This is a genomic window from Microcystis sp. M_QC_C_20170808_M9Col (assembly GCF_007095495.1).
Lineage (GTDB): Bacteria > Cyanobacteriota > Cyanobacteriia > Cyanobacteriales > Microcystaceae > Microcystis > Microcystis aeruginosa.
In genome coordinates, this window is sequence record NZ_SFBZ01000182.1 from 1 (window position 1) to 10917 (window position 10917).

Annotated in this window: 12 protein-coding genes and 1 pseudogene; 3 read left to right on the forward strand and 10 right to left on the reverse strand. The window is 45.6% G+C overall.

Annotated elements, in window-relative coordinates; translation table 11 throughout:
• The first annotated feature begins 213 nt into the window (after nucleotides 1-213).
• On the forward strand, nucleotides 214-1398 hold the full coding sequence (locus EWV68_RS10830) for a DNA cytosine methyltransferase (protein WP_052276021.1): 1185 nt from the start codon (nucleotides 214-216) through the stop codon (nucleotides 1396-1398).
• On the opposite strand, the gene EWV68_RS10835 is transcribed toward EWV68_RS10830, so the two are convergent.
• From EWV68_RS10835 to cysK, 10 genes and pseudogenes are all read right to left on the reverse strand, one after another.
• Nucleotides 1364-2269, reverse strand: coding sequence for a restriction endonuclease (locus EWV68_RS10835; RefSeq protein WP_106908934.1), 906 nt, complete (start codon nucleotides 2267-2269; stop codon nucleotides 1364-1366). The two genes, EWV68_RS10830 and EWV68_RS10835, sit on opposite strands and share 35 nt — an antisense overlap.
• Nucleotides 2238-2534, reverse strand: a complete 297-nt coding sequence (locus EWV68_RS10840; protein WP_228020860.1) for a helix-turn-helix domain-containing protein — start codon at nucleotides 2532-2534, stop codon at nucleotides 2238-2240. The genes EWV68_RS10835 and EWV68_RS10840 overlap by 32 nt, the downstream gene beginning before the upstream one ends.
• 81 nt (nucleotides 2535-2615) lie before the next feature.
• Nucleotides 2616-3323, reverse strand: a complete 708-nt coding sequence (locus EWV68_RS10845; protein WP_287169771.1) for an MBL fold metallo-hydrolase — start codon at nucleotides 3321-3323, stop codon at nucleotides 2616-2618.
• A 963-nt stretch (nucleotides 3324-4286) separates the two neighbouring features.
• A pseudogene (locus tag EWV68_RS10850) lies at nucleotides 4287-4766 on the reverse strand (FAD/NAD(P)-binding protein); the annotation flags it as partial.
• A 210-nt stretch (nucleotides 4767-4976) separates the two neighbouring features.
• Nucleotides 4977-5615, reverse strand: coding sequence for a cadmium resistance transporter (locus EWV68_RS10855; protein WP_061432715.1), 639 nt, complete (start codon nucleotides 5613-5615; stop codon nucleotides 4977-4979).
• Nucleotides 5616-5645: 30 nt separating this feature from the next.
• Nucleotides 5646-6221 carry a Crp/Fnr family transcriptional regulator gene (locus EWV68_RS10860; protein ID WP_147070959.1) on the reverse strand — a complete coding sequence of 192 codons (576 nt, stop codon included), beginning with the start codon at nucleotides 6219-6221 and terminating at the stop codon, nucleotides 5646-5648.
• Nucleotides 6222-6365: 144 nt separating this feature from the next.
• Nucleotides 6366-7040 carry a hypothetical protein gene (locus EWV68_RS10865; RefSeq protein WP_287169769.1) on the reverse strand — a complete coding sequence of 225 codons (675 nt, stop codon included), beginning with the start codon at nucleotides 7038-7040 and terminating at the stop codon, nucleotides 6366-6368.
• A gap of 224 nt (nucleotides 7041-7264) precedes the next feature.
• Nucleotides 7265-7801 (reverse strand): MgtC/SapB family protein, encoded by a 537-nt coding sequence (locus EWV68_RS10870; RefSeq protein WP_002793801.1) that lies wholly within the window; start codon nucleotides 7799-7801, stop codon nucleotides 7265-7267.
• Between the two features lie 76 nt (nucleotides 7802-7877).
• Nucleotides 7878-8012: a hypothetical protein gene (locus tag EWV68_RS10875; protein WP_287169770.1), complete on the reverse strand. Its 135-nt coding sequence runs from the start codon at nucleotides 8010-8012 to the stop codon at nucleotides 7878-7880.
• Nucleotides 8013-8027: 15 nt separating this feature from the next.
• A complete protein-coding gene (gene cysK / locus EWV68_RS10880) occupies nucleotides 8028-8975 on the reverse strand; it encodes a cysteine synthase A (RefSeq protein WP_061432716.1) in 948 nt (315 codons plus the stop codon).
• Between the two features lie 671 nt (nucleotides 8976-9646).
• On the opposite strand from cysK, the gene cpcB reads away from it, so the two are divergent.
• Both cpcB and cpcA read left to right on the forward strand, forming a co-directional pair.
• Entirely contained in the window at nucleotides 9647-10165 is a 519-nt protein-coding gene (gene cpcB, locus EWV68_RS10885; RefSeq protein WP_002733930.1) for a C-phycocyanin subunit beta, read from the forward strand.
• 55 nt (nucleotides 10166-10220) lie between these two features.
• The gene (gene cpcA / locus EWV68_RS10890; protein ID WP_002732914.1) at nucleotides 10221-10712 is read left to right on the forward strand and encodes a C-phycocyanin subunit alpha; all 492 of its coding nucleotides are present in this window, start codon (nucleotides 10221-10223) and stop codon (nucleotides 10710-10712) included.
• Nucleotides 10713-10917 lie beyond the last annotated feature (205 nt).

Genomic DNA, 10917 nt, shown 5'->3' on the forward strand with positions numbered 1-10917 from the left:
TTTTCGACTTAGTTGCCGGCAGCTTGCCGCCAACTCACTCCTCTAGATAAGTATTTTGACTCACGCTCCTTCCTCTTTCGAGACGTTGTGACACTTAGGGTGCGGAATGTGGGTTAAAAGTAGCTTGACTTTGTTACTCTACCTTCCATAGGCGTGACTTGATTTTTTGTGGACGATGTGTCACAATAAACCATATATATTCAAGTCAGAGCAATGTCAGAACTTCAATTATCATTATTCCCTCAAAATAATCAAGATATTGAAAAGACGAAAAAAGTCAAATTAGGACGTTATGAAAAAATTCAACGGGAACTACTGACCATCAAGCGTGATTTACATCAAGTTTTTGTGGATGTTAATTGTCCGATCGCTCCTCATCTAACTTATAACTTCATTGATTTATTTTGTGGTGCTGGTGGCATAACTCAAGGTTTAGTTCAGGCAAATTTTCATCCAGCAGCAAGTGTTGAAATCAATCCTGTCGCTTCATTAACACATCGGTACAACTTCCCACAATGCCATCATTTCTGTGGTGATATTCATGACTTTCAAGCAGAGAAATGGCTTATCTTGGCAGGCTCACCCGATATACATTTAGTGGTTGGAGGTCCGCCGTGTCAGGGTTTTTCGGTCGCTGGTAAACGAGATCCCAATGATCCTCGAAATCAATTATTTAAAGAGTTTATAAGAGTGGTTTCTGAAATTCAGCCTTGGTATGTCGTCATGGAAAATGTGCCAGGGATTCTCACGATGCAAAAAGGCAAGGTGAAAGAAACTATCTTAGAAGAGTTTGAATCGATCGGTTATTCTAATATTTCGATCGCTATTCTTGAATCTGCCGCTTATGGAATTCCTCAAATTAGACCGAGAGCAATTTTTATAGCTAATAGATTCGATCTACCTAATCCTTATCCTCAACCTCAATTACTACCTCATCAATATATTCCAATAGAGTCGGCTATTTCCGATTTACCTGCTTACACGCCTATTCCCGAAATTAATCATGAATGGACACGCCATTCCTCGAAGTATATGGAACGGATCGCACGAGTACCCCCCGGTGGTTCTCTCTATGAAACCTACGTTGATGCTTTTAAGCGCCAGTATCCAGGCAAACCGAGTATGACCATCAAAGAAAATCATGGAGGTACACATATTCATCCCCATCTTAATCGAGTTATTTCCGCCCGTGAAATGGCCAGACTTCAATCTTTCCCCGATTCGTTTATTTTTGAGGGAACCATGAAAAAAGCTATGTGGCAAATTGGTAATGCGGTTCCCCCACGTTTAGCCGAATGTATCGGATACGCTTTAATTCCTTATCTCAACAAAGTTGCTTTACAGCTAGAGCAAGAATCGCAGATTAATCAGAATTTAAATCCGATAGCTTGCGGTTGAGAGCAATTCTCCATTTCTGCAAATCATACCATCCACAGCCACTACACCCTACTTCCGCCACTTTTCCACTTTTTGGAATGGTATCCGGCCATTTTTCATCACCCTCATAATAGTATTGGATACCGAAGGGATAGCCCCGATCCCCTGTTTGGTAGCATTTACGGCAGACTTCACGCTTCTGTAAATTGCGCTGATTCGTCAAAAGTTGAAATTGTTCTCGAATCTCCGTATCGGCCAAATGCTCTAATGAATCTCGTCTCGTATCGTTTCCCCAACGAATTTCTGGAAATTTATGGTCGGGTAACAGATTATCTTTCCCTACAGTCTTACCCTCGTAAGCATCATAACCACCGAGCAGATCAATGATTTTCTTTCGTAGGGATGACGACCATACTTCGTATCCAGATATTCCACCACGAGGTAGAGGAACAAGTATAATATGCGTTTTCTTGGAACCACAAGTCGGGCATTTTTTTGATGTATGAGTTGCGATCGTATATCCCATTTCTTTTAAATCTTGAATCCTTCTAGCCCAATTCGGATTCGGGGGTAATTGACAAGCAACACAAGTCCATTTAAAAGTGATGAGTACATCAAAGAATGATTTTGTTACTTCCGCTTCTTTCTGTAACCAGAAGACCTCTTGTTCTTGTCTCCACTTCGGATAATTACTCGGATGACAGTATAGAAAAGCTTGCTGAAGATATTCTTCGATTGCCGAAGATTCGGCCAGATCTACGCCAGTACGTCTATACTCAACTGGAATCGCGCCTTCCCAAATCGTACCGTCATCATATCGAAAAGTAACATCTATGTAACTTTCGGAAGCTTTTGAGTGTCTACGTTGTCCGTGTTGTACGATCTTTTCCATTGGTTTGATTAACTTTGTTTTCCAAGCCTTCTAATAGATTGGAGACATTGAGGTTCATTCCGTTCGCCAGACTAACAAGAGCGGTTACAGAAGGATTGCGAATCCCGCGCTCGATGCCAGAAATATATGTTCTATCTAGATTCGAGCGTGTCGCTAGTTCTTCTTGGGAAATACCTAGATTTTCTCTGTGTTGTCTTACTAACGAACCCAACGCTTTTAAAATTTTTGCCTTGTTTTCGTCCATAGCTCTATCCTGACCGAACATAGACGATGAGTCCACGGACGATCTGTCACATTCCGAGCGAAGCACTAGAAATCGAGCGGCTTTTGAGTATCGCTTGCCCGTTTATATCTGATAATCCATGACGAAAACCACCTTACCACCCCGCGCGTTGGCACTTAAGGCAGCGGTCATCTTCTTGGGATAGGGGAGATTGAGATTATTCATTAACTGAATAAAATCCTCGCGATCGCGGCCGGCGAAACGGGGATTCCAGTGCTTTTCCTCACCGATCGAGGAGACCGTTCTTCCCAGATAATCGTGACAGGGATAAACAAGCGTATCGTCGGGGAGGGTGAATAACTTCTCCGTCACCGTCCTGTATAGTACTTCCGGCGAACCGTTCTGAAAATCGGTACGACCGCAACCGCGAATTAAGAGTGCATCCCCCGTTAATAGGCGTTTTTCATCGATGAGATAGGCTATATGACTATCGGTGTGGCCTGGAGTAGCGATCGCTTTTAGCTGCTGACCTGCCACGGTCCAGAGGTCGCCATCGCGCACATAACCATCGATATCGCTCACTTCTGCGTTTTCGGGAACGAGGATCGAACAGTTGGTTAACTCCCGTAAGCGGTGCGCTCCGGTGATATGGTCGGCGTGGACATGGGTTTCCATCGTGTAGCCTAGAGTTAACCCCAACTGCCAAAGAATCTGCCGATCGCGATCGACCTGTTCGAGGACTGGATCGATTAAAATCGCCTCCCCCGTACCCGAATCAGCGATCAGATAGGTGTAGGTACTCGATTCCCTATCGAAAAGCTGGCGGAAAATCGGCGCTGCCGGCTGGAATGCGATCGAGTAGGCCGTGGGGAGAGAAATTCTCTCTTTCAGCGATCGCAACAAATCCCGGGCCAGTTCGGCCGCCTGTAAACGCAGTTCGGGAATGGCGGTGGTTTCCCAGAGATCGCCTTTGCGGGGATTTCCCAAGGTGTACAGCGTGTTCGATGCCGTACCGTCTGGCCTGAGAATCGCCCCGTTGTCCGCGGTTTCGATGCCACAATTCAAAGGATGGGGACGGATTAACCCCCGTTGGCGAAGATGAACGACGAGGGGATCGGTGATCGTCTGGTAATCGTTACTCGCGCCGGTACAGTTAATGATTCGATCGACGGTTAGGTTTAACAGGTTTCCCGTCCCCCGTTGACGGATAGTAACCTCTACACAGCCGTTTTTATCCTCAGCAGTTTCAATTCTTCCCCCATGATAGGTTAATTGTCCCGATTCTACAGCCTCATCGAGGATACCGGCGATCTCGTCGGCGAGGCGATGGCGAAGAACCTCCCAATAGGCTTTCAGGTGGCGTAGAAATCTGGCGCGTTCCGCTATCGGCAGACAATGCCATAGACCTTGAGATATCGGACGTAAGGCGTTTAAAACGGCCCGCCAGTCGTGACCTTGACTCTCGGCGGTTTTTACCTCGGCGCGAATTCGCCCTAGGAGTCCCCGGGTGGTCTGGGGCGCGGTTTCGAGGGTGAGGAACGGGGGATAGGGATCGGTGGGTCGGTGCGATCGAGGGATCAGGCCATGACGGGAAACTGCGTGGATTTTGCCCGTGAATCCCCTTTGTGCCAGGGAAACCACCATATCCACCATCGTTAACCCCGTACCGACGAGCAGAATCGTCCCGTCGGGTTTTAGCTCGGCGAGTGTGTCCGTCTCCCAAGCGTCGCGGAGATAGAGGGAATTGAGAGACGCGAGGGGTTGGGGAACCGTTGCGGGAAAATTGCCCAGCGCCAGAACTACTTTAGCGGCGCTGATTTTCTTGCCTCCTTTGAGGGTAATCGTCGCCTTTTCCCCGTCGAGTGCCAGATCGATCGCCGCATCGGTAAACGTTTCCAGACGGTGATCGGCAATGGCGTTGTCCCGCGCTTCTTCTAGGATCGAGCGGATGTATTTGCCGTACACTAGACGCGGTACGAAGCTGGCCGGCTCGATCGATCGATAGCCGTTATCCGCTAACCAGTGGAGGAAATGTTCGGGATCGTCCTCGAAGGCGCTCATTTTGCCCGCAGGAATATTGAGCAGGTGGCCGCTGTCTCGCGTTCCGTAGGCGATCCCCGTACCGAGGGGTTTTCGGCGCTCGATCAGGGCGATCGATAATGGAGTCCCCGTGTCGCGTAACAGGTTCGCCGTCACGAGGGAACCACTAAATCCTCCCCCGATAATGGCGATGTCGAAAGTTGCAGAAAATTGATTCCGGTCAATGTAGCTCATAGATAACTTTTAAAGAGGATTTAGTATTAGTTAGTCTAGCTGAAAGATAATTTTGGTTCTTCGGTTTGTGTTATGCAATAGACGGGGGGTATAAGGTATGTAACCCTTATAGAGAAAGACATTTGGAGATTTTTATCAATTGCTTTTGCTCTAGAGCGAACTAATCAATTAAGAAGTAACGAAGAACCATAATTTTTTAGGCATTCTTGGTTAATAGGTTAAAAATAAACGATAGAATTGGCTATCAATTAAGATATAAATACCGAGAGCAATATAGATAAAAGGACTAATTTTATGTCCGTAGTTTGTAACCACTTTAGCTATCCTGGGATGGGTAATCAAAAAATAGGCTAGGGCGCACCAAATACCCATCATGAGATAAAAAACTATCATGATAATTAAGACGTGCATCGGGGAATTATTGGCAAAAAGAGAGGTATAGATACCAATATTATCACCACCATTAGCCACGGTCACGGCGGCAACGTAATAGGTTTGGGAGGGAAAACGAGGAATAAAGGAGCGATTTTTAGAATAATTAACATCTTCTCTTACTTCTTGAATGTAATCCTCATTTTCCCTTGACAAAAGTTGTTTAATGCCGATAATCAAAGGAATAAATCCTAATAGACCAATCCATTCTTTAGAAACCAGTAACCCAAATAGTAAACCGAGGGAACTAGCTAGGAGAATGAGGGTAAAACCGAGGTATTGACCAATAATCAGGTGTCGAGGTCGAAAATTAGCATTAAGTCGCGAGAAAAACAACATTAGCACCATCAGATCATCAAGATTTGTGGCTACAAAACTCGTCACGCTAGTAATTAAAAGGGCTACTAACCAATTCATAGATTGAAAAAAGAGATAATCCTTCCCATTCTAAATCTCGTAGTGCCAGATTTCCTCCTCTCGTAAAAGAAGACGATGGACGGGAAGACGTTCCACAGCCCCCTGTTGTTCAAGATGATTAAGTGCGCGGGTAATTGTGACTCTAGTAGTTCCTAATAAGTCAGCGATATCCTGATGAGTTAGACGCACATCAATTAATTGTCCGGTACCGGTTTGTTTACCAAATTGATTGCCTAACCATGACAGTAATTTCACAACCATAACATCAGTACGTTTGTAGCTACGAATAATACTTAGCTCTTGTGCTTGCTGAAGATGAGACAGCAGAATTTCTGCCATTTGATAACTCTCAACTGTGGAAAAGGAAACTGCTTGCACGGGAGTGATGCACTCAACTTGATAGGGATTGACTCTCTCTAGGGTTTTACCGACAAAACTGCCAGGTCCCCACAATCCCAAGACGATCAGGGTTCCATCTTCTAACCAAGTGGAGGTTTTCACGACTCCACTCTCGATTTTCCAGAAATTAGGGTTTCTGAGGGGCAAAATCGCCCGATTATCAAAGTGCCAGCGATGGGGGGTTGGTGGTTGATAGGTAAGCGTCATGATTGGTAAGTAGTCGTGCAAAATTAATTTCCTAGTCGAGACTCCGAGACGGGAGACAGCTATTAGGGATCGGATTTGATAATTTTGGGGTAAAAACGATAATTACCCCAAAAAAGACTGATTTTATGTCCTTGCAAGCCCTATTTATTTCGGGGTGCTAGTCTTCTCCAGTTCCGTTGTGGCCGAGGAGATCAGTTCTTGCCAAGCTCGATCGCTTTCCTGTAGAGTTTGTTTAACCGCGTCGATGGTCTTTTCCACGCGAGTTTTCAGGAAAGGGGAAGCACTGTCTTTGAGTCGTTCGGTGTCGTCGGCTAAGATATCGATCGTCTCGGAGGTATTAACAAGGCTATTTTCTAGGGTAATAAGGTTGTTTTGCAGGGTTTCACTGAGTTTAGCCCCGGATTTGGTCAATTTTTTCGTAAATTTACTCACTTTTTCCCCTAGATCGTCAATATTATCCGCTAAGTCCTCTAGGTTGTCCTGTTGAGCTTCGATAATCTTCTTGTCGAGAGAAGGAGCGGCTAGTTGAGCCTTTAGGTCATCGATAGCCGATTTTGTGGCTTGGATGGCTTTTTCATAGGCAATTTGGGCATCTTCCAGAATTTTTGGGCTAGAAACCTCATTTTTTTTCTTGACTGGTTCCACCACAGTGCCACCCGTTGCTGTTGCACGGTCGATGACGGCCAACTGTTCGGGGAGTAGCGGCAAGGCGATCGCATTTCCCCTTCCCCCGAGGAGCAAAGTGACAGTTAAAAGGAAAATCAGCAGCCGGAAAACTTGATTTTTGAGGCTTTGAAAGCTCTTATTTCGGTTGATCATAGTTGGATTTTCTCCTGTTCAGAAAAGTGTTTACTCGATCTAAATGTTATCATATAAAATATTTATTTGTTATTTATTTAAAAGAAATTTCATAAATAATTTATCATGTTTTTTGATCGATAAATTGCCAGCAAAAACATAAGCTTTTCAAGCCAAAAAAATAGTAAAGAAAAGCTTTTACTCTCTCAATATAAATATAAATTAAATTTTTATAACTTCTTTCATTAATGAGACGCTGAATTATCCGATGAGTCTATTTCTTGATTGATCCGAGATATTTTCTTCCGACCCTTAATATATTTGGCTAAAGGTTGTTTTTTCTTCAGTCGTTTAATGCCACTGAGGGTGGAGAGAGTGAAAAAAGTTCCCACGAGAACCATCTGCCATAAACCGCAGCCAGAAGCCGCGCCTAATCCTGCCGCTAACCAGATAGTCGCCGCCGAAGTCAAACCTTTCACTTGTACCTTATTTAGTTCCCGATGGGATTGTTGTAGGATGATTCCCGCCCCTAAAAAACCGACACCAGAAGCGACCCCTTGAATAGTGCGACTGAGGGCATTAGAAGACGCATAACCCACATCTCCTTCCGCTTGTAGGGGAATCATCACGAACATGGCAGCTCCGAGACTAACGATGATAAAAGTTCTCAATCCAGCAGGACGACCGCCTCGCTGTCGGTTATAACCAATCAGACAGCCGACGGCCATAGCCATACTGAGCCGAAAAATAATCGTTTGCCAATCTTCCGAGTCAAAAAACATTGCTTAACCCATCAAATGAGATAAAAACTTCGCCTAACCAATCAAGGCCTTTTCCAGATGCCGCTTTAAATCGTTCCTATTCTCGATCCCAATCGATAATCCTAGTAAAGCCGGTGTTACAGGTGGAAGTGGAATAAATGGGAATCGTTACCGCCCCATGGCTAGAGTCTGGTTCTTGCCCCCCATGAATCGCCCTCGTTGCAAATTCCATCAATTTACTGTCCTATTAGTCGATATCTTCGAGGTCTTTAAACAGGGCCGTGCTGAGGTAACGTTCCCCAAAACTAGGCTGAATCATGACGATTAATTTATCTTCGTTTTCGGGTCTTTTGCCCACCTGAATTGCCGCCCATAAAGCGGCCCCAGCCGAAATGCCCGATAGTAGTCCCTCCTGACGAGCTAACCGTCGTGCGTAGGCGAAAGCCTCTGTATCATCGACGACAATCACCTCATCGATTAATTCCGGTCGGAAAATTGCCGGGATAAAACCGGCCCCGATGCCTTGGATTTTGTGCGGCCCGGGTGGTCCTCCCGATAAGACGGGACTATTAGAGGGTTCAACTGCGATCGCTTGAAATTGGGGACGACGGGGTTTAATGGTTTCGGCAATACCGGTAATGGTTCCCCCGGTTCCCACGCCACCGATAACGATATCTACCAGGCCGTCGGTATCGGCCCAGATTTCTTCGGCGGTGGTTTCCAGGTGAATTTTCGGGTTGGCCGGGTTGCGGAACTGTTGCAAACTATAGGCGTTGGGGGTATTTTCGACTATTTCCTCAGCCCGGGTGATCGCTCCTTTCATGCCTTGGCTACCCGGGGTTAATTCTAATTGCGCCCCGTAGGCTTTTAACATCGCCCGTCGTTCTAAACTCATGGTTTCGGGCATAGTCAGGATTAAGCGATAGCCTTTGGCAGCGGCTACCATGGCCAGGGCGATGCCGGTGTTGCCGGAAGTGGGTTCCACCAGAATTGTTTTATCGGGGTGAATTAGTCCGGCGGCTTCAGCGTCCTCCACCATACTGACCCCAATGCGATCCTTAACCGAGGCGGCGGGGTTCATACTTTCCAGTTTGACGACGATGCGGGCTTTTACTCCCTCTGCCACTGGGATTCGATTCAGTTGGACTAGGGGAGTCCTTCCTACCAATTGGGTGATGTCTCTTGCGATCGGCATAATCCCACTTGCTTTATACTTGTTGGCTATTTTTGATTATATATGTATTTTAAATGTTTTACAATACTTTTTAGGTCGGAGTACACTGCGAAATGCTGGTGTTGGCACCTCTGATCACAACGTCGGCGGGGATTATCCCTGTCGATTTTTTTGCCTTGCTAGTTTTTTTGGTATATCGAAGCACAATCGGTAAAATTGTCTTGGGAAATTTCTCTCAATTTAGTTAACTATTATTAGTATATAAAAGCACATTTCTTTAAACAACTTAAACGAATTATTAGAGAGATGAAAAGAGCGATACTTTTTCTTGGTATAGGGTTACACATTTAATAAAGTTTTCTGAGATTTATACTAAAAAATTATTTTTTTAACGCCTTTTGAGGAAATAATTTTTAACAAATAAAGGTGGAAATATAGTTTATAAAATAATTCATGGCAAAAACGAAGTATGTCTGGAAGCGCCTATCAACGCTAAATTCAGTTAACAAGAATTGTTCCTCGATATACAAAAAAATCTGGCCAAGGGAGAGTAAATTTTTTTTCAAGGACGATAGTATAGTCCCAAGAAAAAAACTCCTAGATACTTTATCGGAAAAAATAAAGAAAAGCCAGAGAAATCAACCTCGATATTTTGCCGAAACCAATCATCATTATAGGAGATGAAAACTATGGTGTTAGATGCCTTTGCCAAAGTCGTTTCTCAGGCCGATACCCGGGGGGAATACCTGAGCGAGAATCAAGTCAATGCCCTAATTGCCTTCGTCAAAGATGGTAATAAACGCGTGGATGTGGTCAATCGTCTTTCCAGTAATTCTTCTGCGATCGTTACCGATGCCGCGCGTAGTTTGTTTTCAGAACAGCCCGTTTTAGTTGCCCCCGGTGGCAACGCCTATACAAACCGTCGTGCGGCCGCCTGCTTGCGGGATTTGGAAATTATCCTGCGCTACGTTACCTATGCCACCTTCACCGGCGATGCCAGCATCCTCGATGATCGCGCCTTGAACGGTCTCCGGGAAACCTACGTCGCCCTGGGAGTTCCGGGAGCTTCTGTTGCGGCCGGAATTCTCAAGCTCAAGGACGCTTCCCTTGCCCTAGCGGCCGATCCCAACGGGATCACTCGCGGGGATTGCAGTTCTTTACTAGCAGAAGTCGCTTCTTACTTCGATCGAGCGGCGGCGGCAGTTTCCTGATGCTGTGACTCTCTTATTTAAATCCGATCAAACTTTTGTAGGAGCAATTCCATCCATGACCAAAACACCTTTAACCGAAGCGGTGGCTACTGCCGATTCCCAAGGCCGTTTTCTCAGCAGTGCTGAATTACAAGTAGCCTTCGGTCGTTTCCGTCAGGCCGCCATCACCCTAGAAGCGGTAAAAATCCTCGCCCAAAAAGCCCCCAGTTTAGCCCAAGAAGCAGCCAACGCTGTCTATCAAAAATTTCCCTACACCACCCAACTCCAGGGGCCGAACTATGCCTACGATGAGCGGGGGAAATCCAAGTGCGTTCGCGATATCGGCTACTATATCCGAATTATCACCTATGCCCTCGTGGTAGGGGGTACGGGCCCGATCGATGAATATCTAGTCGCCGGTTTGAGTGAAATCAATAGTGCCTTTGAACTATCTCCTAGCTGGTATATCGAAGCCTTAAAATACATCAAAACCAATCACGGATTAAGTGGGGATGCTGCTGTAGAAGCTAATTCCTACATTGATTATGTGATCAACGCCCTTAGCTAATTTACGTCAACTTCACGTCAACATAAGCTCAAATCTCCTAAATTCACCTCGGGATGAGCGCCGAGGTTTTTTTGCGTCCGTCTAACTTAGGGCTTGCTGAAAAAGTTTTTCGGTGGTGGCAGGGTGTGGGGTGTGGGGTGTGGGGTGTGGGGTGTGGGGTGTGGGGAAGTGGGGTTTTATCGATTTTCAGGTGGTCAACTACCTA